The organism is Streptomyces sp. NPDC102462 (genome assembly GCF_044765425.1).
GTDB lineage: Bacteria > Actinomycetota > Actinomycetes > Streptomycetales > Streptomycetaceae > Streptomyces.
This window is the reverse complement of record NZ_JBIWKB010000009.1, coordinates 121,409-145,218: the sequence shown is the minus strand read 5'-3', so window position 1 is coordinate 145,218 and position 23,810 is coordinate 121,409. Positions and strand designations below refer to the sequence as shown.

Below are 23,810 nucleotides of genomic sequence, written 5' to 3'. Positions count from 1 at the left end.
CGGAAGTGGCTGGCGGCGCCCGGACGGACCGGGGCGCCCCCGGGCGGGCGTGCCCCCCGCGGCTGGTCAGGAGCCGGCGATGCCCGGTAGCCGCACGGGGCGCCCTCCGGTGCAGCGGTCCGTACGGCGGCCCGCGGCACCCCCCAGGGCCCCTCGGGACAACCCGCTGCGCGGGCTCCGCGACCGTGCGAAGAAGGCATGGGACCGGCCGCTCACCGCGTACTACCTGATCCTCGGCGGCAGTCTGCTCATCACCGTGCTCGGTCTGGTGATGGTCTACTCGGCCTCTCAGATCACCGCGCTGCAACTGTCCCTGCCCGGTTCGTACTTCTTCCGCAAGCAGTTTCTGGCCGCCGCCATCGGCGGCGGGCTGCTGTTCGCCGCCGCCCGCATGCCGGTGAAGCTGCACCGGGCGCTGGCCTACCCGATCCTCGCGGGCGCCGTCTTCCTGATGGCCCTGGTGCAGGTGCCGGGGATAGGAATGGCGGTCAAGGGCAACCAGAACTGGATCGCCCTCGGCGGCTCGTTCCAGATCCAGCCGAGCGAGTTCGGCAAGCTCGCGCTGGTGCTGTGGGGCGCCGACCTGATCGCGCGCAAGCAGGACAAGAAGCTGCTGGCCCAGTGGAAGCACATGCTGGTGCCGCTCGTCCCGGTCGCCTTCCTGCTGCTCGGGCTGATCATGCTCGGCGGCGACATGGGGACCGCGATCATCCTGACGGCGATCCTGTTCGGGCTGCTGTGGGTCGCGGGGGCGCCGACCCGGCTGTTCGTCGGCGTGCTGTCGATCGCCGCCACGCTCGGTGTGATCCTCATCAAGACGAGCGACAACCGGATGGCCCGCCTCGCCTGCATCGGCGCCACGGAACCCAAGGAGGGCGTCGCCGACTGCTGGCAGGCCGTGCACGGCATCTACGCCCTCGCCTCCGGCGGACTCTTCGGCTCCGGGCTCGGCGCGAGCGTGGAAAAATGGGGCCAACTCCCCGAGGCCCACACCGATTTCATCTTCGCCGTGACCGGTGAGGAACTGGGCCTCGCGGGGACACTGTCGGTGCTGGCCCTCTTCGCGGCTCTAGGCTATGCGGGTATCCGCGTGGCCGGACGCACGGAGGATCCCTTCGTGAGGTATGCCGCGGGAGGCGTGACGACCTGGATCACCGCCCAGGCGGTGATCAACATCGGTGCGGTGCTCGGCCTGCTGCCGATCGCGGGCGTCCCCCTCCCGCTGTTCTCCTACGGAGGATCCGCCCTGCTGCCGACCATGTTCGCCATCGGGCTGCTGATCGCCTTCGCGCGCGACGAGCCCGCTGCGCGAGCGGCGCTTGCGATGCGGCAACCTCGCTTTGGTAGAAAGCGGGCGGGGGGCTCCGGCTTCGGCCGGGAGCCTCGGAGATGGAACACGATGCGACGGCGTGCCTCGGCGGCGCGTTCGTCCGGAGAGCGGTGAATTTCGGTGCATGTCGTACTCGCCGGCGGGGGCACCGCGGGCCACATCGAGCCCGCGCTCGCCCTCGCGGACGCCTTGCGCAGGCAGGACCCGACCGTGGGGATCACGGCCCTGGGCACGGAGCGCGGCCTGGAGACCAGGCTCGTTCCCGAGCGCGGCTACGAGCTGGCGCTGATCCCCGCGGTGCCGCTGCCGCGCAAGCCCACACCCGAGCTGATCACCGTGCCAGGCCGGCTGCGCGGCACCATCAAGGCGGCCGAGCAGATCCTGGAGCGCACCAAGGCGGACGCCGTCGTCGGCTTCGGCGGCTATGTCGCCCTGCCCGGCTATCTGGCCGCCAAGCGCCTCGGCGTGCCGATCGTGATCCACGAGGCCAACGCCCGCCCCGGCCTGGCCAACAAGATCGGTTCCCGGTACGCGGCCCAGGTCGCCGTCTCCACACCGGACAGCAAGCTGCGCGGCGCCCGCTACATCGGCATCCCGCTGCGCCGCTCCATCGCCACGTTGGACCGGGCCGCCGCGCGCCCGGAGGCCCGCGCGATGTTCGGCCTGGACCCGAACCTGCCGACGCTGCTCGTCTCCGGCGGCTCGCAGGGCGCCCGCCGCCTCAACGAGGTGGTCCAGCAGGTCGCTCCCTGGCTCCAGCAGGCCGGCATCCAGATCCTGCACGCGGTCGGCCCGAAGAACGAACTGCCACAGGTCCACCAGATGCCGGGGATGCCCCCCTATATCCCGGTAAGTTACCTGGACCGGATGGACCTCGCGTACGCCGCGGCCGACATGATGCTCTGCCGTGCGGGCGCGATGACCGTCGCCGAACTCTCCGCCGTCGGCCTCCCGGCCGTCTACGTCCCGCTGCCCATCGGCAACGGCGAACAGCGCCTGAACGCCCAGCCGGTGGTGAAGGCCGGCGGCGGGCTCCTCGTCGACGACGCGGAACTCACGCCCGAGTGGGTGCAGCAGAACGTCCTGCCCGTGCTCGCCGATCCGCACCGGCTGTACGAGATGTCCCGTGCCGCGGGCGAGTTCGGCCGCCGGGACGCCGACGACCTGCTCGTCGGCATGGTGTACGAGGCAATTGCCTCGCGCCGTTAGGACCGTATGACGAAAGGGTGCCCAGCGTGGCCGGACCGACCACCGCCGAGCGCGGGGAACGCCAGCAGGAGTCGTCCGGCCCGCCGCCCGCCCGGCGGTCGAGGAGACCCCGCCTTCGTACGATCGTCATTCTGGCCGTGGCCGTCGTCCTCCTCGCGAGTGGTTCTGTCTGGCTGTTGTACGGCTCACCGTGGCTGCGAGTGGAGCGCGTCTCCGTCTCCGGGACCCGGGTACTGACCCCCGCGCAGGTGCGTTCCACCGCCGCCGTTCCGGTCGGGGCGCCACTGGTGTCCATCGACACCGATGCGATCGAGGCCCGACTGCGCAGGAAACTGCCGCGAATTGACTCCGTCGACGTCGTCCGGTCATGGCCGCACCAAATCGGCGTGAAGGTGACCGAGCGCACTGCGGTTCTCGTCATGCACAAGGGCGGGGAGTTCGTCGAAGTGGACCACGAAGGTGTCCGTTTCGCCACGGTTGCGCAGGCGCCGAAAGGCGTTCCCGTAATGGAATTGGCCATCTCCCGGCCGGGTACGGCCGCGGCCGGCCTGCGGCGTTTCGGCACCGAAGGACTGGTGCGCGAGGCGGTGCGGATCGCCGCCGACATTCCGCCCGCCGTCGCCCGCACCACCCGCACTCTCAAGGTCCGTTCCTACGACGACATCTCACTGGAGTTGAGCGGCGGCCGGACGGTCTCGTGGGGGAGTGCCGAGAACGGCCCGGCGAAGGCCCGCACGCTCACCGCCCTCATGAAAGCCGCCCCCGACGCGCGGCACTTCGACGTCACGGTGCCCACCGCACCGGCGTCATCGGGGAGTTGACGCACATCAGCGCAGGCCAGCACCCTGGGTGGGCAGCGCTACGGCTGATCACATAGGGTGAAAAGAAAAACGGGAGGTTCGGCGTGTTCGTTGAACGTGCGCCACTTGTCGACTTAGTGTCCTGTCCGGAAGAGTCCAAGGAACAGGCACACTGGTAACCCTAAACTTCAGCGTTAGGGTTCGGGTCGGCTCTCGGACCGTCCCATTCGGCATCAGTCGTCGGATCGCGGCAAGGTCGCGAGGCGTCGACACGTAATCGAGGCGAGAGGCCTTCGACGTGGCAGCACCGCAGAACTACCTCGCAGTCATCAAAGTCATCGGTGTCGGCGGCGGTGGTGTCAATGCCATCAACCGGATGATCGAAGTCGGTCTCAAGGGCGTCGAGTTCATCGCCATCAACACCGACGCGCAGGCGCTGTTGATGAGCGACGCCGACGTCAAGCTCGACGTCGGCCGCGAACTCACCCGCGGGCTCGGCGCGGGCGCCAACCCGGCCGTCGGCCGCAAGGCCGCCGAGGATCACCGCGAGGAGATCGAGGAGGTCCTCAAGGGGGCCGACATGGTCTTCGTGACGGCCGGTGAAGGCGGCGGCACCGGCACCGGCGGCGCGCCCGTCGTGGCCAACATCGCACGCTCCCTGGGCGCCCTCACCATCGGCGTGGTCACGCGCCCCTTCACCTTCGAGGGCCGGCGCCGCGCCAACCAGGCCGAGGACGGCATCGCCGAACTCCGCGAAGAGGTCGACACCCTCATCGTCATCCCGAACGACCGGCTGCTGTCCATCTCGGACCGCCAGGTCTCGGTGCTTGACGCCTTCAAGTCGGCCGACCAGGTCCTGCTCTCCGGTGTCCAGGGCATCACCGACCTCATCACCACGCCCGGCCTGATCAACCTCGACTTCGCCGACGTGAAGTCGGTCATGTCCGAGGCCGGCAGCGCCCTCATGGGCATCGGCTCGGCCCGCGGCGACGACCGCGCGGTGGCCGCGGCCGAGATGGCGATCTCCTCGCCGCTGCTGGAGGCGTCCATCGACGGCGCCCGGGGCGTGCTGCTCTCCATCTCCGGCGGCTCCGACCTCGGCCTGTTCGAGATCAACGAGGCCGCCCAGCTGGTCAGTGAGGCGGCCCACCCCGAGGCCAACATCATCTTCGGCGCGGTCATCGACGACGCCCTCGGCGACGAGGTGCGGGTCACCGTGATCGCGGCCGGCTTCGACGGCGGCCAGCCGCCGGCCCGCCGGGAGAACATGCTCGGCTCGGCCTCCACCTCGGGCCGCCGCGAGGAGCCGGCCCCGGCCCGGCAGCCCGAGAGCCGCCCGTCCTTCGGCTCGCTCGGCAGCGTGACCCCGCAGGAGGAGCCGGAGCCCGCGCCCGCCCCGGTCAGCGAGGCCCCGGTCGCCCCGCCCATCCCCCCGGCGCCGCGTACCTACGCGGACAGCGCGGCCGAGGAACTGGACGTGCCGGACTTCCTGAAGTGATAGGACAGCGCGACACCGTGAACGGCGCGCACTTCGCCTTCACCGACAGGTGGGGCGGGGTGAGCGCCGTTCCGTACGAGGAGCTGAACCTCGGCGGAGCGGTCGGTGACGACCCCGACGCCGTACGCGCCAACCGCGAACTGGCCGCCAAGGCGCTGGGGCTCGACGCGGCGCGGGTGGTGTGGATGAACCAGGTCCACGGCGCCGGCGTCGCCGTGGTCGACGGCCCCTGGGCGGACCGCCCGGCACCTGAGGTCGACGCGATCGTCACCGTCCGGCCCGGGCTCGCGCTCGCCGTGCTCACCGCCGACTGCACACCCGTCCTGCTCGCCGACCCCGTCGCCCGGGTCGCCGCCGCGGCCCACGCGGGCCGGCCGGGGCTGGTCGCCGGGGTGGTCCCCGCCGCGGTCCACGCGATGATGGAACTGGGCGCGGACCCGGCCCGGATCGTCGCCCGCACCGGGCCCGCCGTCTGCGGCCGGTGCTACGAGGTGCCGGAGGCGATGCGCGCCGATGTGAGTGCCGTCGAACCGGCGGCGCACTCCGAGACGAGCTGGGGCACACCGGCGGTCGACGTGAGCGCCGGCGTGCACGCGCAGCTCGATCGGCTCGGGGTGCGCGACCGGGCGCAGTCACCGGTGTGCACGCTGGAGTCGGATGATCACTTCTCGTACCGCCGCGACCGCACCACCGGGCGGCTCGCGGGCTATGTGTGGCTGGACTGATGGGGCATGACGGACCGTAGGGATGAGATCGCCGCGAACCTGGCGAAAGTGGAGGAACGGATCGCCGCGGCCTGCGCGGCGGCCGGGCGCAAGCGGGAGGAGGTGACCCTGATCGTGGTCACCAAGACCTACCCGGCGAGCGATGTACGGATCCTGTCGGAACTCGGTGTGCGCCATGTGGCGGAGAACCGCGACCAGGACGCCGCACCCAAGGCGGCCGCCTGCTCGGATCTGCCCCTTGTATGGCACTTTGTCGGTCAGTTGCAGACCAACAAGGTGCGTTCCGTGGTCGGTTATGCCGATGTCGTGCAGTCCGTCGATCGCTCCCGGCTCGTCACGGCGCTCTCGAAGGAGGCCGTGCGCGCCGGACGCGAGGTGGGCTGCCTCATCCAGGTCGCCCTCGACGCGGCGGAGCCCGCGGGCCCGGCGGCACCGGCGCCGGGCGGGGTCCCGGGGGCCGAGCGCGGCGGCGTGACGCCGGGCGGAATCGAAGAGTTGGCCGGCCTCGTCGCCGGCGCGCCGGGGCTGCGGCTCGACGGGCTGATGACCGTCGCCCCGCTCGCCGGTGAGTACGCCGGCCGTCAACGCGCCGCCTTCGACCGGTTGATGGATTTGTCGACTGACCTGCGCCGAGCCCATCCGGCTGCCACCATGGTCTCCGCAGGGATGAGTGCGGACCTCGAACAGGCCGTGGCGGCCGGGGCGACACATGTGCGCGTCGGCACCGCGGTACTCGGAGTCCGCCCCAGGCTCGGGTAACGTCGCCAAGAAGTCGGACCACAGCAGAAAATATGGTCAATGTCGCCGAAAGGCGGCGCAACGACCTCGTGGATCGCGGGCACTTGGCAGTCGTCAGTCGATCCACCACAGAGCGGAGGACTCAGAGCATGGCCGGCGCGATGCGCAAGATGGCGGTCTACCTCGGCCTCGTGGAGGACGATGGGTACGACGGCCGCGGATTCGACCCCGACGACGACTTCGAGCCCGAACTGGACCCGGAGCCCGAGCGGGACCACCGACGGCACGAGCCGTCACACCAGGCGCACGGATCACATCAGCCCCAACGGGGCGAATCGGTACGAGTGGTGCAGCCGCCGGCGCCGCGCGAACCGGTGTCCCATCCCGCTTCGCTATCCGCGGAATCCGGACGTCCTGCGCGTATCGCGCCCGTGGCGTCCATCACACAAGAACGTCAGTCCCTGGAGAAGAGCGCACCGGTGATCATGCCCAAGGTCGTGTCCGAACGAGAGCCTTACCGGATCACCACGCTTCACCCCCGGACCTACAACGAGGCCCGTACCATCGGGGAACACTTCCGTGAGGGCACTCCGGTGATCATGAATCTGACTGAGATGGATGACACAGACGCGAAGCGACTTGTCGACTTTGCGGCCGGTTTGGTGTTTGGTCTTCATGGCAGCATCGAGCGGGTGACGCAGAAGGTGTTTCTGTTGTCGCCTGCTAACGTCGATGTCACGGCGGAGGACAAGGCCCGCATCGCAGAGGGCGGGTTCTTCAACCAGAGCTGAGACGCAACACCGGACAGCGCACGGAAACAGGGGAGAGGGAAGCACGGATCATGAGCGTGTTCCTGGACGTGGTCTACATCGCGCTGATGTGCTTCCTCATCGTGCTCATCTTCCGGTTGGTCATGGACTACGTCTTCCAGTTCGCCCGCTCATGGCAACCCGGCAAGGCGATGGTGGTCGTTCTGGAGGCCACCTACACTGTCACCGATCCACCGCTCAAGCTCCTGCGGCGGTTCATCCCGCCGCTGCGTCTCGGGGGCGTGGCGCTCGATCTGTCCTTCTTCGTACTGATGATCATCGTCTACATCCTGATCGCGATCGTGAGTCGGCTGTGAGCGATGTGAACTACCGTCTTGCCGAATGCCGACGACTACGTTGAGGTGAAGAGATGCCGTTGACCCCCGAGGACGTGCGGAACAAGCAGTTCACGACCGTCCGCCTCCGAGAAGGCTATGACGAGGACGAGGTCGATGCCTTCCTCGACGAGGTCGAAGCCGAGCTGACCCGTCTGCTCCGCGAGAACGAGGACCTGCGCGCCAAGCTGGCGGCCGCCACGCGGGCCGCCGCGCAGAACCAGCAGAACATGCGCAAGCCCCCGGAACAGGACCAGCAACAGGGCATGCGAGGTCCGGGCGCTCCGGTGCCCGCCGGCATATCGGGCCCGCCGCAGCAGCAGATGGGTGGCCCCATGGGTGGGCCGCCCCAGCTGCCGAGCGGTGCCCCGCAGCTGCCCGCCGGTCCCGGCGGCCAGGGCGGTCCGCAGGGTCCCGGCCCGATGGGTCAGGGTCCGATGGGCCAGGGCCCGATGGGTGGTCAGCCCCCCATGCAGCAGCAGATGGGCGGTCCGATGGGCGGCCCCCCCATGGGCGGTCCGATGGGCGGCCCCGGTCAGGGCCCCGGTGGCGACAGCGCCGCCCGTGTCCTCTCGCTGGCCCAGCAGACCGCCGACCAGGCGATCGCCGAGGCCCGCTCCGAGGCCAACAAGATCGTCGGCGAGGCCCGCAGCCGCGCCGAGGGTCTGGAGCGTGACGCCCGTGCCAAGGCCGACGCCCTGGAGCGGGACGCGCAGGAGAAGCACCGTGTCGCGATGGGCTCCCTGGAGTCCGCGCGCGCCACGCTGGAGCGCAAGGTCGAGGACCTGCGCGGCTTCGAGCGCGAGTACCGCACGCGCCTGAAGTCGTACCTGGAGTCGCAGCTGCGTCAGCTGGAGACCCAGGCCGACGACTCGCTGGCCCCGCCGCGCACCCCGGCCGCCGCCTCCCTGCCGCCGTCCCCGGCGCCTTCCATGGCCCCGGCCGGCGCCGGCGCCCCGTCGTACGGCGGCAACCAGACGATGGGTGGTCCGCCCGCGCCGCCGGCCCCGTCCTACGGCGGTCAGCAGCAGATGTCCCCGGCGATGACCCAGCCGATGGCTCCCGTCCGTCCGCAGGGTCCGTCCCCGATGGGCCAGGCCCCCTCGCCGATGCGTGGATTCCTCATCGACGAGGACGACAACTGAGGGCCGCCGGACGGTAAGTAGTACGCCGTAGGCGTCGGCAGCGTTCACAGGGCGGGGCCCCGGATCTCGATCCGGGGCCCCGCCCTTGTGCTCCGCGCGTTCACGGTGTCCCCGGCGGCTGCGGCGAGTTGAGGCGGATCCGATGCCGGTCCGGCGGCGGGTGACCGATGTGCCCCCTGCGACTGAGTGCCTGGTGCGGCAGGTGGGGCACAAGTGCTCTGTGGAACACATGTGTTGGTGCGACACCGAAGGGCCGGGGGGGGGGGGGCCCCCCCCCCCCCCCCCCCCCCCGGGGGGGGGGGCGGGCCCCCCCCCCCCCCCGGCCCTCTCCGGTTCCGCTGGGCTACGCCTTGCGCAGGCGGAAGGTCAGCGACAGCCCCTCGTCGGTGAACGGGTCCCCGTAGGAGTCGTCCGCCTCACCCTGGGCGAAGTCCGTGGCCAGGACCTCCTCGGCGATCAGGCCCGCATGCTCGGACAGTGCCGCGATGACCGCCGGGTCCGTGGCGGTCCAGCGCAGCGCGATCCGGTCCGCCACGTCGAGGCCGCTGTTCTTGCGGGCCTCCTGGATCAGCCGGATCGCGTCACGGGCGAGGCCCGCCTGCCGCAACTCCTCGGTGATTTCCAGGTCGAGGGCCACGGTGGCGCCCGAGTCCGAGGCCACCGACCAGCCCTCGCGCGGGGTCTCGGTGATGATCACCTCGTCCGGGGCGAGGGCGACCGTCTCGCCGTCGACCTCCACGGACGCCGTGCCCTCGCGCAGGGCCAGGGACAGCGCCGCCGCGTCGGCGTTCGCGATGGCCTTGGCGACGTCCTGGACGCGCTTGCCGAACCGCTTGCCCAGCGCGCGGAAGTTCGCCTTGGCCGTCGTGTCGACGAGGGAGCCGCCCACCTCCGAGAGGGAGGCCAGGGAACTGACGTTCAGCTCGTCGGTGATCTGCGCGTGCAACTCGGGGTGGAGGGACTCGAAGCCCGCGACCGCGACCAGCGCCCGGGACAGCGGCTGCCGGGTCTTGACGCCCGACTCCGCGCGCGTGGCCCGGCCCAGCTCCACCAGCCGGCGGACCAGGACCATCTGTCGCGACAGCTCCGGGTCGATCGTGGACAGCTCCGCCTCGGGCCAGGACGCCAGGTGCACCGACTCGGGCGCGCCCGGGGTGACCGGCACGATCAGGTCCTGCCAGACGCGCTCCGTGATGAACGGGGTCAGCGGGGCCATCAGCTTCGTCACCGTCTCGACGACCTCGTGCAGGGTGCGCAGCGCGGCCTTGTCGCCCTGCCAGAAGCGGCGGCGCGAGCGGCGGACGTACCAGTTCGAGAGGTCGTCGACGAACGCGGACAGCAGCTTGCCGGCGCGCTGGGTGTCGTACGCCTCCAGGGACTGCGTCACCTGGTCGGTGAGCGCGTGCAGTTCGGAGAGCAGCCAGCGGTCCAGCAGCGGGCGGTCGGCCGGTGCCGGGTCCGCCGCGGACGGGGCCCACTGCGATGTGCGCGCGTACAGGGCCTGGAAGGCGACCGTGTTCCAGTAGGTCAGGAGCGTCTTGCGGACGACCTCCTGGATGGTGCCGTGCCCCACGCGGCGGGCCGCCCAGGGCGAGCCGCCCGCCGCCATGAACCAGCGCACCGCGTCCGCGCCGTGCCGGTCCATGAGGGGGATCGGCTGCAGGATGTTGCCAAGGTGCTTGGACATCTTGCGGCCGTCCTCGGCGAGGATGTGGCCCAGGCAGACGACGTTCTCGTACGACGACTTGTCGAAGACCAGGGTGCCGACCGCCATCAGCGTGTAGAACCAGCCGCGGGTCTGGTCGATGGCCTCGGAGATGAACTGCGCCGGGTACCGGCTCTCGAACAGCTCCTTGTTCTTGTACGGGTAGCCCCACTGCGCGAACGGCATCGAGCCCGAGTCGTACCAGGCGTCGATGACCTCCGGGACGCGCGTGGCCTCCTTGGCGCACTCGGGGCAGGCGAAGGTGACCTCGTCGATGAACGGACGGTGCGGGTCGAGGCCGGACTGGTCGGTGCCGGTCAGCTCGGTGAGTTCGGCGCGGGAGCCGACGCAGGTGAGGTGGCCGTCCTCGCAGCGCCAGATCGGCAGCGGAGTGCCCCAGTAGCGGTTGCGGGACAGCGCCCAGTCGATGTTGTTGTTCAGCCAGTCCCCGTACCTGCCGTGCTTGACGGTCTCCGGGAACCAGTTGGTCTTCTCGTTCTCCGCCAGCAGCCGGTCCTTGATCGCCGTGGTGCGGATGTACCAGGACGGCTGCGCGTAGTAGAGCAGCGCCGTGTGGCAGCGCCAGCAGTGCGGGTAGCTGTGCTCGTACGGCACGTGCCGCAGGAGCAGGCCGCGCGCGGCGAGGTCCGCGGTGAGCTTTTCGTCTGCCTTCTTGAAGAAGACGCCGCCCACCAGCGGGACGTCCTCCTCGAAGGTGCCGTCCGGGCGGACCGGGTTGACGACCGGCAGGCCGTAGGCGCGGCAGACCTTGAGGTCGTCCTCACCGAAGGCGGGGGACTGGTGGACCAGGCCCGTACCGTCCTCGGTCGTCACGTACTCGGCGTTAACCACGTAGTGGGCCGGCTCGGGGAACTCCACCAGCTCGAACGGGCGCTGGTAGGTCCAGCGCTCCATCTCGGCGCCGGTGAACGTCTGCCCGGTGGTCTCCCAGCCCTCGCCGAGCGCCTTGGCGACCAGCGGCTCGGCGACGACCAGCCGCTCCTTGCCGTCGGTCGCGACGACATAGGTGACCTCGGGATGCGCCGCGACCGCCGTGTTGGACACCAGGGTCCAGGGGGTGGTCGTCCACACCAGGAGCGCGGCCTCGCCCGCGAGCGGTCCGGAGGTGAGCGGGAAGCGGACGTAGACGGACGGGTCGACGACCGTCTCGTAGCCCTGCGCCAGCTCGTGGTCCGACAGGCCCGTGCCGCACCGCGGGCACCAGGGGGCGACCCGGTGGTCCTGGACCAGCAGGCCCTTGTTGAAGATCTCCTTCAGCGACCACCAGACCGATTCGATGTACTCGGGGTCCATCGTGACGTAGGCGTCGTCGAGGTCGACCCAGTAGCCCATGCGGGTCGTCAGCTCGGAGAAGGCGTCGGTGTGCCGCAGGACGGACGCGCGGCACTTGGCGTTGAACTCGGCGATGCCGTACGCCTCGATGTCCTGCTTGCCGGAGAAGCCCAGCTCCTTCTCGACCGCCAGCTCCACCGGCAGGCCGTGGCAGTCCCAGCCCGCCTTGCGGCCCACGTGGTAGCCGCGCATGGTGCGGAAGCGCGGGAAGACGTCCTTGAAGACGCGGGCCTCGATGTGATGGGCGCCGGGCATGCCGTTGGCGGTGGGCGGGCCCTCGTAGAACACCCACTCGGGGCGGCCCTCGGACTGCTCCAGGGTCTTGGCGAAGATCTTCTGCTCGCGCCAGAAGTCGAGCACCCCGTGTTCCAGGGCGGGCAGGTCCACCTGGGCGGGCACCTGGCGGTACGTCGGCGCTGTCATCTGCGGGCTTCCTCCAACGGAGAGTGCTGCCTTCCGTCGGAGGGACGAGAGCCTTCTGGCCTGTCGACGCCGTGTGCGGCGCGCTCCCGCGGTACCACCCTCCTTGGCCCCCCGGTGCGTCGCAAACGCCGGTGAGCCCCCTCATTGAGGCGCGATGCCGGCTCTACTCGCCGTAGTGGGTGCTCCACGGCTTTCTTCCGGCGGCTCCGGGGTGATCTTCACGTCGCGCTCGCCCCCGGGCTTCCACCGTCCCCGGGTCGCTCTGGGCTGCGTACGCCGCTACTCGTCCCCATCCACGCTTTTCGCTCCGCCCAGTGTACGGCGCCCCGGCGACAGCGGCCGACCCGGTTTCCGGCACCGGTGGCGGGGGATCCCCGCAGGTGGTGAGATGACCCGAATGGAGAGGTACGGGTGTTCGTATCCTGGGATGCCCGGCTCGGCGGATTACCCGGCGGGCAGCTGGGCACAACGCTTGAAGGCTTGCCGCGCGGGGGTCGCGGGGCGGGCGGATCGGGCGGCGTGCCCCGTTGCCGCGGGACTCAAGTCGATTTATCGTCCCAGCACGATTCGCGAGCAAGATCACAATATGTGAAGGGGCCGCGGCCATGGTGGTGAAGAAGACCGCCGTACAGCAGTCGGCATCGGGCAGGTCCCGGGCCGCTGCCGCGGGTGCCTCCGGCGGCCCGGCCAAGGGCGCGGGAGGCAGGAAGAGCACGCAGGCACGGGCCGCGAAGACGACGCCCGCGCCGTCCCGGGCGCCCTCGAAGAAGGCGGCCGGGACGGCGGTGGAAAAGGGCCCGGCCAAGGAGATCGCCGCGACGGCGACTCCCCGGAAGGCCGCAGCGCGGAAGAAGACGGCCGAGAAGGCCGTGGGCAAGGAGACGGCACCGAAGGCCGCCGAGGAGACCGCCCTGGAGGAGCCGGCCACCGAGGAGCCGCAGCCGAAGAAGCAGGCCGCGAAGAAGCAGGCCGTGCGGGAGTCGGCAGCGAAGAAGACGACTGTGAAGAAGACGACTGCGAAGGAGACGGCCGCGAAGAAGCCGGCTGAGAAGAAGACGGCGGCTGAGGAGCCGGCCGCCGAGGAGACGGCACGGAAGAAGACGGTCCAGGAGAAGGCCGCCCAGAAGAAGACGGCCGCCAAGAAGGCGGCCAAGGGGTCGGCGGCCGCCGAGCGGACGGTCGCGCAGGAGGGCGGCTCCCCGAAGGACGCCGCCGAGGGCGCGGGCAGGAAGAGCACGGCCAAGAAGGCGGACGCGGCGCAGGCCGCGAAGCAGACGGGAGCCACGACAGTGGTTGCGAAGAAGACTCCTGGCACGGCCACGGCGGCCAAGACCGCCGTCCCCAAGGCACGCATCGCCGCGGCGGCGGAACCCGGCGAGCTAGCGGTCCGCCCCGGCGAGGACCCCTGGACGCCGGAGGAGGTCGAGGAGGCGCGCGCGGAACTGCTGTCCGAGGAGACGCGGCTGCGCACCGAGATCAGCTCCTCCGAGGCGTCGCTCGTGGGCCTGATGCGGGACTCCGGTGACGGCGCGGGCGACGACCAGGCGGACACCGGCACCAAGAACATCACCCGTGAGCACGAGATGGCGCTGGCCGCCAACGCGCGCGAGATGCTCCTCCAGACCGAACGCGCCCTGCAACGGCTGGACACGGGCACGTACGGCCTGTGCGAGAACTGCGGCAACCCCATCGGCAAGGCCCGGATGCAGGCCTTCCCGAGGGCCACCCTGTGCGTCGAGTGCAAGCAGAAGCAGGAACGCCGCTACTGAGCGCGTGGGCCGTCCCGGGCGTGCCGTAGTCTCATCCCCAGTCAGGTACCTAGGTTGAGGGACTCACGTGGCAGAGGCGGAGCGCATCATCGGTACGCCGGACACCCCGGACGAAAGCGACGAGCGGACGGCCGGAGCGGACCAACAGGACATCCCGGCCGAGCGGCCCCGGGGCAGGCGCCGGATCGCCGTGCTCTTCGCGGTGGCCGTCTTCGCGTACGCCCTCGACCTGGTCAGCAAGATGATCGTGGTCGCGAAGCTGGAGCACCATGCGCCGATCGAGGTCATCGGGGACTGGCTGGAGTTCAACGCCATCCGCAACCCCGGCGCCGCCTTCGGGGTGGGACAGGCCTTCACGATCATCTTCACCGTGATCGCGGCGGCCGTGATCGTGGTGATCATCCGTCTGGCCCGCAAGCTCTACAGCCTGCCCTGGGCGATCGCGCTCGGGCTGCTGCTCGGCGGCGCGCTCGGCAACCTGACCGACCGGATCTTCCGTTCCCCGGGCGTCTTCGAGGGCGAGGTCGTCGACTTCATCGCCCCCAAGGGCTTCGCGGTGTTCAACCTGGCCGACTCGGCGATCGTCTGCGGCGGCATCCTGATCGTGCTGCTGTCGTTCCGCGGCCTCGACCCGGACGGCACCGTCCACCGGGACTGACCGCGGCGGACCCCGGATCCGGCCCACCGGGCCGCGGGACTCTCGTACGGGAGTGTCGGTCCCGTCCGGCATACTCGACGGGTGAGCACGATTCCCGAGATCCGTACCCTGCCCGTGCCGGACGGCCTGGAGGGCGAGCGCGTCGACGCCGCCATCTCCCGCATGTTCGGCTTCTCCCGGACGAAGGCGGCGGAGCTGGCCGCGGCGGGCAAGGTACAGGTCGACGGGGCGGTGGTCGGCAAGTCGGAGCGGGTGCGCGGCGGGGCCTGGCTGGAGGTCGAGATGCCGCAGGCGCCCAGCCCGGTGCAGGTGGTCGCCGAGCCGGTCGAGGGCATGGAGATCGTGCATGACGACGAGGACGTCGTGGTGATCGTCAAGCCGGTCGGCGTCGCGGCCCATCCGTCACCGGGCTGGAACGGTCCGACGGTCATCGGCGGGCTCGCCGCCGCCGGCTACCGGATCTCCACCTCCGGCGCGGCCGAGCGGCAGGGCATCGTGCACCGCCTCGACGTCGGCACATCGGGCCTGATGGTGGTCGCCAAGTCGGAGTACGCGTACACGTCGCTCAAGCGCCAGTTCAAGGAGCGCACGGTCGACAAGCGGTACCACACGCTGGTCCAGGGCCACCCGGACCCGACCAGCGGCACCATCGACGCGCCCATCGGCCGCCACCCCCAGCACGACTACAAGTGGGCAGTCACCGCCGACGGAAAGCCCTCCGTCACGCACTACGACCTGATCGAGGCGTTCCGCGCGGCCTCCCTGCTCGACGTGAAGCTGGAGACCGGCCGCACCCACCAGATCCGGGTCCACATGGCCGCCCACCGCCACCCCTGCGTCGGCGACCTCACCTACGGCGCCGACCCCACGCTCGCCAAGCGGCTGCGCCTCGGCCGCCAGTGGCTGCACGCCGTGCGCCTCGGCTTCGAGCACCCCGGGGACGGCGCCTGGGTCGAGTTCGCCAGCGACTACCCCGAGGACCTGCGGCAGGCGCTGGACCGGGTCCGTGAGGAGACCTACGCGTGACCCCGCCGTACGCGGTGCGCGTCGCCGAGGACAGCGCCGACCGCGAGGCGTGCTTCGCGGTGCGCAAGGAGGTCTTCGTCGTCGAGCAGGGGGTCCCGCAGGACATCGAGTACGACGCGTACGACGCCGTCGCCGTGCATGTCCTCGCGGTGCGCGAGGACGGGGAGCCGCTCGGCACCGGCCGGCTGCTGTACGGCGCGCAGGCCGCCGAGAAGACCGGCGGCGACCCCTCGCTCGGCTCGCTGGGGCGGCTCGCGGTCCGCCGGGAGGCGCGCGGGCTCGGCGTCGGTGTGGCCCTGGTGCGGGCCATCGAGGAGGCGGCACGCGCGCGTGGCCTGACGGCGGTCGACCTGCACGCCCAGACGCACGCTCTCGGCTTCTACGAGCGGCTGGGCTATGTGCCGTACGGGCCGGAGTACCCGGAGGCGGGGATAGCTCACCGGGCGATGCGGCGCGCCCTGTAGCGGTCGGCGCCGGGTGGGCGCAAAGCGGGACATGGCAGGCTTGAACACTGTTGTGTGATCGTCGACTCCCGGAGCGCTGGCCGTGGATCAGTTGGCCCTGTTGTTCGTGTTGCTGCTCGGGGCTCTGGTCAGCGTCCCGGTGGGGGACCGGCTCGGGCTGCCGGCACCGATCCTGGTGACCCTGCTCGGCATCGTCCTCGCGGTGCTCGACTTCGTGCCGAACGTGAACATCCCGCCCGAGCTGATCCTGCCCGCGCTGCTGCCGCCCCTGCTGTACGCGGCGGTGCGGCGCACGTCCTGGCGGCAGTTCGCGGCCAACAAACGGCCGATCTTCCTGCTGGCCGTCGCCCTGGTGTTCGTCACGACCGTCTGCGTGGCTGTCGTGGCCAACGCGATCGTGCCCGGACTGCCGATCGCCGCCGCGGTGGCGCTGGGCGCGCTGGTCGCCCCGCCCGACCCGGTCGCCGCCACCGCCGTCGCCGGGCAGCTGGGACTGCCACGCCGGCTGGTGTCGATCCTGGAGGGCGAGGGTCTGTTCAACGACGTCACCGCGATCGTGCTGTACCACGTGGCGATCGCCGCCGCCGTCAGCGGCGCCTTCTCGCCCTGGCGGGCCGGGCTCGACCTCGTGCTGTCCGCCGTGGTCGCCGTCGCGGTGGGACTCGCCCTGGGCTGGGGCGCGAACAAGCTGATGGACGTGCTCGGGGACGCGACGCTGCAGATCGGGCTGACCCTGCTCGTACCGTACGTGTCCTATGTGCTCGCCGAGGAACTGCACGGCTCCGGCGTGCTGGCCGTGCTCACCACCGCGCTGTTCATCTCCGAGTACGCCACCGACGCCGACGACGTGATGACCCGGCTCGCCGGGCACACCTTCTGGGACATCGTCGACACGCTCGTCACCGGGGTCGCGTTCGGCCTGATCGGGCTCGAACTGCACAACGCGATCCGGACCGCCGCCGGTCACTGGGCCCAGATGCTCGGCTGGGCCGCGGCCGTGGTGGGCGTCGTGGTGTTCGTGCGGCTGCTGTGGCTGCTGCCCGCCACCTGGCTCACCAAACGGCTGCACGCGAAGCGGGACTTCGACGAGGACATCCCGATGAGCATGCGCGAGACCGTCGTCATGTGGTGGTCGGGGATGCGCGGGGTGGCCTCGGTGGCCCTGGCGCTGGCCATCCCGCTGAAGACCGAGAACGGTTCACCGTTCCCCGACCGGGACGAGATCGTGTTCATCGCGTTCGGGGTGATCATGGCGACGCTGGTGCTCCAGGGGCTGACCCTGCCGTGGCTGGTGAAGCGGCTCGGCGTGCGGGCCGACACGGAGCGGGAGAAGGAGTTCGAGAAGGAGCTGGCGGTGCGGGCGGCGCGGGCGGCCAAGCGGCGGCTGCGGGAGATCGAGGAGGTCGAGGACCTGCCGGAGGAACTGTCCGAGCAGATGCTGCGGCGGGCCTTCGACATCGGCGTGCGGATCAGTCCCGACATCGGCGAGGAGGAGCGCCGCGAGGCGCATGACAAGCGGGTGCGGCGGGTGAAGCGGCTGCGACGGATCCAGGCGGAGCTGCTGAGCGCGGCACGGCACGAGGTGCTGGCGGCGCGGAGCGAGCCGGGGGCCGATCCGGAGATCGTGGACCGGGTGCTGCGGCATCTGGACGTGCGCAGCCTGCGCTGAGGCGATCGGCTCGGCCGGTTCGGGGTGCCGATCTGTGGGTGCCGGTCCGGGGTGCCGATCCGTGGGTGCCGGTCCGCCGGTCTGCGAATGGTCGTATGAGCACATGGGGGCTGTGGATATCCGGAGGCCCGGGCGGCGCCCCGCTCGTACTCTCGGATCATGGCTCGCAACATTGTGATCAGTGGTGGTGGGACGGGGATCGGGCTCGCGGCGGCCCGTGTCTTCGCGGCGGACGGGGACCGGGTGCTGCTGCTCGGCCGGCGCGGCGGGGTGCTGGAGCAGGCGGGAGTGCCGGGGGCGCTGACGTACGCCGCCGACCTTCGCGACCCGGCGGCCGTGCGCGGCGTGGCGCGGTTCGTCGCCGAGGAGTTCGGCACCGTGGACGTGCTCGTGCACAGCGCCGGCGGCAACGGGGGCCGGGAGGCCGGGGCGCCCGCCGAGGACCCCCTCGACGCCGTCGCGCACACCTGGTCGCTCAACTTCCGGATCAACACCCTGACCGCCGTGCTCCTCACGGAGGCACTGAAGGAACGGCTCGCCGAGCCCGGCGGGCGGGTGCTGTTCCTCAGCTCCATCGCCGCCTACCGCGGCTCCGGAACCGGGGCGTACGCGGCGGCCAAGGCCGCCCTGCATCCGTACGCGCACGATCTGGCCCGGCAGTTGGGCCCGCGCGGCATCACCGTGAACGTGGTCGCGCCCGGCTATGTGGAGGACACCGAGTTCTTCGGTCAGGCGATCGAGGAGGCGAGACGGGAGCGGCTGGTCGCCGAGACGTCCACCGGCAGGGCCGGCACCCCGGGGGACGTCGCGGCCACCCTGCACTGGCTGGCCTCGCCGGGCGCCGCGCACATCACGTCCCAGATCGTCCAGGTCAACGGAGGTGCGGAACGCGGCCACTGACCGAGCCGGCGCGACCGCCGGCCGGCGAGGTCACCCGCGGTCCGTCCGCGGCGGCTCGTGCGCCCGCCGCGCGGCCGGGCCGTCCTGGGCGGGGATGCCGCCCGGCGGCTGCACCGCGTCCGCCGTGTTCACCCGGGGCAGCGCGTACGGGTGCTCCGCGCCCAGCCAGCGGATCATCTGCTCGCGCACCGTGACCCGGACCGTCCAGACGTCGTCCGAGTCCTTGGCGGTCACCAGGGCACGGACCTGGATGGTGTTCGGCGTCGCGTCGGTGACCGCGAGGTTGCAGGCGCGGCCGTCCCAGGCCGGGCACTCGCGCAGGATGTCGCGCAGCTTCTCCCGCATCGCCTCCAGCGGCGCCGAGTGGTCCAGGTGCCAGTAGACGATGCCGGTCATCTGCGGGGTGCCGCGCGACCAGTTCTCGAACGGTTTGGAGGTGAAGTACGACACCGGCATGGTGATACGTCGCTCGTCCCAGGTCCGCACGGTCAGGAAGGTCAGCGTGATCTCCTCGACCGTCCCCCACTCCCCGTCCACGACCACCACGTCGCCGAGCCGCACCATGTCGCCGAACGCGATCTGCAGCCCCGCGAACAGATTGGCCAGCGTGGACTGGGCGGCGACACCGGCGACGATGCCGAGGATGCCGGCCGAGGCCAGCAGCGAGGCGCCGGCCGCGCGCATCGCCGGGAACGTCAGCAGCATCGCCGCCGCGGCCATCACGCCGACCACGGCGGCCACCACGCGCATGATCAGCGACACCTGGGTGCGCACCCGGCGGACCCGCGCCGGATCGCGGTGCGCCCGGGCGTAGCGGGAGTAGGAGGTCTCGACGATCGCCGCCGCGATCCGCACCACCAGCCAGGCCGCCGACCCGATCAGCACCAGGGTCAGCGTCCTGCCCACGACGACCCTGTGGTCCGGCAGCAGGCGCGCCGGTTCGTAGGAGCCCCGGAGCAGGGCCGCGGACAGCACCAGCTGGTACGGGATCCGGCCGCGCCGCAGCAGGCCCCACAGCGGGGTCTCGTGGTGCCGTGCGTCGGCCTTGCGCAGCAGCAGGTCCGTGGCCCAGCCGATGAGCAGGGTCAGAACGACACAGCCACCGACCACGATGAGGGGGCGGAGCACGTTTTCCATGCCTGAGAACGTAACCGGCTCCGGCGGCCCTGAACCTGCGGATCGGTGACGGGAGGGATTGGGCCGTGTGGCGTTGTCGTACCCGGCTGGCACGATGGCGGCATGAACATCATGCTCTTTCACTCGGCCTACGGCCTCAGACCGGCGGTGCGCGCCGCGGCCGACCGGTTGCGGGCCGCCGGGCACGAGGTGTGGACGCCGGACCTCTTCGCGGGGCGCACGTTCGAGACGGTCGAGGAGGGCATGGCCTGCAAGGACGAGATCGGCAAGGAGGAGCTGCTGAAGCGGGCCGTGCTGGCGGCGGCCCCCTACTCCGAGCGCGGGCTGGTGTACGCCGGGTTCTCGCTCGGCGCCTCCCTCGCGCAGACCCTGGCCCTCGGCGACGAGAAGGCGCGCGGACTGCTGCTCCTGCACGGCACATCGGACCTCACGCCGGGTGTCTCGGTGGACGGCCTGCCGGTCCAGTTGCATGTGGCCGAGCCGGACCCGTTCGAGACGGACGACTGGCTGAGCGCCTGGTATCTGCAGATGGGCAGGGCAGGCGCGGACGTCGAGGTGTACCGGTACGCCGGGGCCGGACATCTGTACACCGACCCCGGGCTGCCGGACTACGACGAGGAGGCGGCCGAGGCCACCTGGCGGGTGGCGCTCGGCTTCCTCGACGCCCTGTAGTCCCCGGCCGGACTGGGTCGGTGCCCGGCTGGGCCGGGGCGGTTCCGACTACACCGGGTCGTAGCCTGCGGCGGCCTTGACGACCGTACGGCGGCATGGCGAGGGGGAGTTGGGGCCCCCGGATGCTCTGTGCCGACTGGTCACGACCGATCAGGTCACTGATCGGTATGAACGAGAGCGGGCGAACGGGGAAGTTCGCCCGCTCTTCATCCGGGGGTCAGATCCGGCCGGGCGTCAGCCCTTGAGGGCGGCGTCCACGACCCGGTTGAAGTCGTCCACCGTCATGGGCGGGTTGCCCTGGCTGTCGGCGGTGAGGATCTTGCCGTCCATGACGAAGCTCGGGGTGCCCGTCACGCCGTCCTTGTTGGTGTCGAAGGTCTTCGACATGGCGAGGGCCCAGGCGTCGTAGGTGCCGTTCTTCACCGCGTCCTGGAACTTGGTGTTGCCCTTCAGCGCCGGCACGGTGTCCGCGACCTCGATGAGGTAGTCGTCGCTCTTGAACTTGTCGTCGGTCTCCTGCGGGTGCCACTTCGCCGAGTAGAGAGCCGCCTTGTAGTCGAGGAACGCCTCCGGGCTGACGTTCAGCGCGGCGCCCATGGCGCTCATCGCGTTCTTGGAGCCCTCGCCGTTGCTGCCGACCTTGCCCTTGCCCAGCGAGTCGCCGTCGAGGAACGTGCCGCCGATGTACTGGATCTTGAACTTGCCGTCGTCGACGTCCTTCTTCAGGGTCGGACCGACGGTCTGCTCGAACTGGGCGCAGACCGGGCAGCGCGGGTCCTCGAAGACCTTGAGGGTCTTCTTCGCGCTGCTCTTGCCGATCTCCACGGTGGTGCCGTCGGTGCCGGTGGTGTTGGCCGGGGCGACGACCTTGTCGTCCTTCTGGGCCTCCCAGTAGCTGGGCTTGTTGGCCTGGACGACGGCGAAGCCTATGCCGCCCGCGGCGGCGAGCACGCCCACCACCGAGCAGGCCACGACGAGCTGCCGCCTGATCTTGGCGCGCTTGGCCTGCCGCTCGCGTTCCTCGCGCAGCCGCTCCCGGGCCGCCGACTTCGCCACCTGGCTGTTCCGCTTGCTCATATTGGTGATCTCCATGTGGGACGCGCACATGTCGTACGCGGAATACGTGTGAGGGGACTTCTGGTGCTCAGCTGTGTCCGGTTGTTTCCGGTCGCAGCGACGGGTCGGCGGCCTTGCTCAGGCGAGGGCCGAAGAGCCCGACGGGGCCGGGGGGCACGAGCACGGCGGTCCACGCCGTCCCAAGGAGTGCACAAGAAGCCGGTCGCGGGCGGCGGCCGCCCGCGGCGCGGGGCGCGGCAGCCGACGCGCCGGAACGAGCCGCACCGTCACCGCCACCGCGGCCACCGCCAGCAGCAGCGGCCGGAACGTGGTGGCGGCCACCGCGCGCAGCAACTGCGCCAGCGCCCGCTCGCCGCGGCGCAGCCAGCAGGCCGCGAGGAGTCCCACGCAGACATGCGCGGCGAGCAGCAGCCAGGCGGCGGCCGGGTCGGCGTGCGCGAGCAGCGCGGAGCCGCGGCCGGGGCCGCCGGTCATCTGGGCCAGCGGGGCGCCCACGGTGCCGCCCTGGCACAGCACATCAAGACCCACCGCGCGCAGCGGGCCGGCGACCGGGCCGCCGGCCCGGCCGTAGCAGGCGTGCTGGCCGGTGGTGAACACCGTGTCGGCGGCCAGTTCCAGCGGAATCAGCAGGGCCGCGATATGGCCGAAACCGCGTTCGCGGCCCGCCGGCGCGTACGCGGTGACGAAGACGCCGGCGGCGACCGCGGCCACCGTCGGCAGGGGCAGCGGGGCCCGCGACAGCAGCACGTGCGACGCGGTGCTGAGCGTCACGACGAAGGCCGTGAACAGCGCCGCGCGCACGGCTCTGAGCTGGGTCCCGGATATGTCCATAGCGCTGGAGAGTCTGTCACGTCCTCATGTAAGAGACCCCTAAAGGGTGCCTGTGAGTTCCGCTGGTCACAGCCCCGGAATCCGGCCGTTGCGGAACAGGTCGACGAAGATCTGGTGGTCGGCACGCGCGCGTGCGCCGTAGCGGTGGGCGAAGTCGGTCAGCAGCGCCGAGAAGCCGTCCTCGTCGGCCGCGATCGCCGCGTCGATGGCCCGCTCCGTCGAGAACGGCACCAGGGACTCGCCGGAGGTGTCGTCCGCCGCGGCGTGCATCGTCGCGGTGGCCCGGCCCAGGTCGGCCACGACGGAGGCGATCTCCTCCAGGTCGTCGATGTCGCCCCAGTCCAGGTCGACGGCGTACGGCGAGACCTCGGCGACCAGCTGGCCCGCGCCGTCCAGCTCGGTCCAGCCCAGCCACGGGTCGGCGTGCGCCTGAAGGGCACGCTGGGAGATCACCGTGCGGTGGCCCTCGTGCTGGAAGTAGTCGCGGATCGCCGGGTCGGTGACATGCCGGGAGACGGCCGGGGTCTGGGCCTGCTTGATGTAGATCACGACGTCGTTCTCCAGGGCGTCGCTGTTGCCCTCCAGGAGGATGTTGTACGACGGCAGCCCGGCCGAGCCGATGCCGATGCCGCGCCGCCCCACGACGTCCTTCACGCGGTAGGAGTCCGGGCGCTCCAGCGAGGACTCCGGCAGCGTCTCCAGATAGCCGTCGAAGGCGGCGAGCACCTTGTAGCGGGTCGCCGCGTCCAGCTCGATGGAGCCGCTGCCGGGCGCGAAGCGGCGCTCGAAGTCGCGGATCTCGGTCATGGAGTCCAGCAGCCCGAAGCGGGTCAGCGAGCGCGCGTCACGCAGCGCGTCCAGCAGCGGACCCTGCGCCGTGTCCAGCGTGAAGGGCGGCACCTCGTCGCGCTTGGCGCCGGTGGCCAGGGCGTGGATGCGCTCCCGGTAGGCGGACGCGTACACGGCGACCAGGTCGGTGATCTGCTCGTCGCCGAGCGCCTTCGCGTAGCCGATGAGGGCGATGGAGGCGGAGAAGCGCTTCAGGTCCCAGGTGAACGGGCCGACGTAGGCCTCGTCGAAGTCGTTGACGTTGAAGACCAGGCGGCCGTTGGAGTCCATGTAGGTGCCGAAGTTCTCCGCGTGCAGGTCGCCGTGGATCCACACGCGCGAGGTGCGCTCGTCCAGGTACGGCCCGGCGAGTATCCGTCCGGCACCCCGCTCCGCGTACTCGGCGTCGAGGTCGTGGTAGAAGAGGCACGCCGTGCCCCGGTAGAACGCGAACGCCGAGGCCGCCATCTTCCGGAACTTCACGCGGAACGCGGCCGGGTCGGCGGCCAGCAGCTCGCCGAAGGCGGTGTCGAAGACGGCGAGGATCTCCTCGCCGCGCTGCTCGTCGTTGAGCTGGGGGACCGACATCGCTGGGTGCCTCCTGGTGCGGATGGTGCGTGACATGGGGGCGGATCTTCCTCCCTCCCGGCAACGTGCGACGGGTCGGGGGAGTGCCCGTGCTCTCGGGACGAAGGTACGCGGGGGAGCC

The 23,810-nt window shown here is 71.0% G+C and carries 21 protein-coding genes; 16 read left to right on the top strand and 5 right to left on the bottom strand.

Features of this window, described 5'->3' with window-relative positions; all coding sequences use genetic code 11:
* Positions 1-79: 79 nt before the first annotated feature.
* The 9 genes from ftsW (at position 80) to ACIRFL_RS10940 (ending at position 8,589) form a co-directional block, all read left to right on the top strand.
* Positions 80-1,444: a putative lipid II flippase FtsW gene (gene ftsW, locus ACIRFL_RS10980; RefSeq protein WP_404026431.1), complete on the top strand. Its 1,365-nt coding sequence runs from the start codon at positions 80-82 to the stop codon at positions 1,442-1,444.
* Positions 1,445-1,450: 6 nt separating this feature from the next.
* On the top strand, positions 1,451-2,539 hold the full coding sequence (gene murG / locus ACIRFL_RS10975; RefSeq protein ID WP_404026429.1) for an undecaprenyldiphospho-muramoylpentapeptide beta-N-acetylglucosaminyltransferase: 1,089 nt from the start codon (positions 1,451-1,453) through the stop codon (positions 2,537-2,539).
* A 26-nt stretch (positions 2,540-2,565) separates the two neighbouring features.
* On the top strand, positions 2,566-3,360 hold the full coding sequence (locus ACIRFL_RS10970; protein WP_404026427.1) for a cell division protein FtsQ/DivIB: 795 nt from the start codon (positions 2,566-2,568) through the stop codon (positions 3,358-3,360).
* A 277-nt stretch (positions 3,361-3,637) separates the two neighbouring features.
* Positions 3,638-4,837 carry a cell division protein FtsZ gene (ftsZ, locus tag ACIRFL_RS10965; protein ID WP_404026425.1) on the top strand — a complete coding sequence of 400 codons (1,200 nt, stop codon included), beginning with the start codon at positions 3,638-3,640 and terminating at the stop codon, positions 4,835-4,837.
* Positions 4,834-5,562: a peptidoglycan editing factor PgeF gene (gene pgeF / locus ACIRFL_RS10960; protein ID WP_404026422.1), complete on the top strand. Its 729-nt coding sequence runs from the start codon at positions 4,834-4,836 to the stop codon at positions 5,560-5,562. The genes ftsZ and pgeF overlap by 4 nt, the downstream gene beginning before the upstream one ends.
* Positions 5,563-5,568: 6 nt before the next feature.
* A complete protein-coding gene (locus ACIRFL_RS10955) occupies positions 5,569-6,321 on the top strand; it encodes a YggS family pyridoxal phosphate enzyme (protein WP_404026421.1) in 753 nt (250 codons plus the stop codon).
* Positions 6,322-6,449: 128 nt separating this feature from the next.
* On the top strand, positions 6,450-7,091 hold the full coding sequence (locus tag ACIRFL_RS10950; protein WP_404026419.1) for a cell division protein SepF: 642 nt from the start codon (positions 6,450-6,452) through the stop codon (positions 7,089-7,091).
* A 50-nt stretch (positions 7,092-7,141) separates the two neighbouring features.
* Positions 7,142-7,426, top strand: a complete 285-nt coding sequence (locus ACIRFL_RS10945) for a YggT family protein (protein ID WP_388720719.1) — start codon at positions 7,142-7,144, stop codon at positions 7,424-7,426.
* 53 nt (positions 7,427-7,479) lie between these two features.
* Positions 7,480-8,589 (top strand): DivIVA domain-containing protein, encoded by a 1,110-nt coding sequence (locus ACIRFL_RS10940; RefSeq protein WP_404026416.1) that lies wholly within the window; start codon positions 7,480-7,482, stop codon positions 8,587-8,589.
* Between the two features lie 343 nt (positions 8,590-8,932).
* Here ACIRFL_RS10940 and ileS read toward each other — a convergent pair whose 3' ends face one another.
* Positions 8,933-12,070 carry an isoleucine--tRNA ligase gene (gene ileS / locus ACIRFL_RS10935; RefSeq protein ID WP_404026414.1) on the bottom strand — a complete coding sequence of 1,046 codons (3,138 nt, stop codon included), beginning with the start codon at positions 12,068-12,070 and terminating at the stop codon, positions 8,933-8,935.
* 605 nt (positions 12,071-12,675) lie between these two features.
* Between ileS and ACIRFL_RS10930 the strand changes: the two genes are divergently transcribed.
* From ACIRFL_RS10930 to ACIRFL_RS10905, 6 genes are all read left to right on the top strand, one after another.
* The gene (locus ACIRFL_RS10930; protein WP_404026411.1) at positions 12,676-13,839 is read left to right on the top strand and encodes a TraR/DksA C4-type zinc finger protein; all 1,164 of its coding nucleotides are present in this window, start codon (positions 12,676-12,678) and stop codon (positions 13,837-13,839) included.
* A gap of 67 nt (positions 13,840-13,906) precedes the next feature.
* Positions 13,907-14,497, top strand: a complete 591-nt coding sequence (gene lspA, locus ACIRFL_RS10925; protein ID WP_404026409.1) for a signal peptidase II — start codon at positions 13,907-13,909, stop codon at positions 14,495-14,497.
* 81 nt (positions 14,498-14,578) lie between these two features.
* On the top strand, positions 14,579-15,523 hold the full coding sequence (locus tag ACIRFL_RS10920; RefSeq protein ID WP_404026407.1) for an RluA family pseudouridine synthase: 945 nt from the start codon (positions 14,579-14,581) through the stop codon (positions 15,521-15,523).
* Positions 15,520-15,987, top strand: coding sequence for a GNAT family N-acetyltransferase (locus ACIRFL_RS10915; protein WP_404026405.1), 468 nt, complete (start codon positions 15,520-15,522; stop codon positions 15,985-15,987). The genes ACIRFL_RS10920 and ACIRFL_RS10915 overlap by 4 nt, the downstream gene beginning before the upstream one ends.
* 82 nt (positions 15,988-16,069) lie before the next feature.
* Entirely contained in the window at positions 16,070-17,656 is a 1,587-nt protein-coding gene (locus ACIRFL_RS10910; protein WP_404026402.1) for a Na+/H+ antiporter, read from the top strand.
* A 159-nt stretch (positions 17,657-17,815) separates the two neighbouring features.
* A complete protein-coding gene (locus ACIRFL_RS10905; protein WP_404026401.1) occupies positions 17,816-18,556 on the top strand; it encodes an SDR family NAD(P)-dependent oxidoreductase in 741 nt (246 codons plus the stop codon).
* A 30-nt stretch (positions 18,557-18,586) separates the two neighbouring features.
* On the opposite strand, the gene ACIRFL_RS10900 is transcribed toward ACIRFL_RS10905, so the two are convergent.
* A complete protein-coding gene (locus ACIRFL_RS10900; RefSeq protein WP_404026399.1) occupies positions 18,587-19,693 on the bottom strand; it encodes a mechanosensitive ion channel family protein in 1,107 nt (368 codons plus the stop codon).
* A 102-nt stretch (positions 19,694-19,795) separates the two neighbouring features.
* On the opposite strand from ACIRFL_RS10900, the gene ACIRFL_RS10895 reads away from it, so the two are divergent.
* On the top strand, positions 19,796-20,365 hold the full coding sequence (locus ACIRFL_RS10895; RefSeq protein ID WP_404026397.1) for a dienelactone hydrolase family protein: 570 nt from the start codon (positions 19,796-19,798) through the stop codon (positions 20,363-20,365).
* A 234-nt stretch (positions 20,366-20,599) separates the two neighbouring features.
* Here ACIRFL_RS10895 and ACIRFL_RS10890 read toward each other — a convergent pair whose 3' ends face one another.
* The 3 genes from ACIRFL_RS10890 to ACIRFL_RS10880 form a co-directional block, all read right to left on the bottom strand.
* The gene (locus ACIRFL_RS10890) at positions 20,600-21,442 is read right to left on the bottom strand and encodes a DsbA family protein (protein WP_404026395.1); all 843 of its coding nucleotides are present in this window, start codon (positions 21,440-21,442) and stop codon (positions 20,600-20,602) included.
* A gap of 117 nt (positions 21,443-21,559) precedes the next feature.
* A complete protein-coding gene (locus ACIRFL_RS10885) occupies positions 21,560-22,273 on the bottom strand; it encodes a hypothetical protein (protein ID WP_404026393.1) in 714 nt (237 codons plus the stop codon).
* 66 nt (positions 22,274-22,339) lie between these two features.
* Complete coding sequence (locus tag ACIRFL_RS10880; protein ID WP_404026391.1) at positions 22,340-23,689, bottom strand: DUF2252 domain-containing protein; 1,350 nt, start codon at positions 23,687-23,689, stop codon at positions 22,340-22,342.
* Between the last annotated feature and the right edge of the window lie 121 nt (positions 23,690-23,810).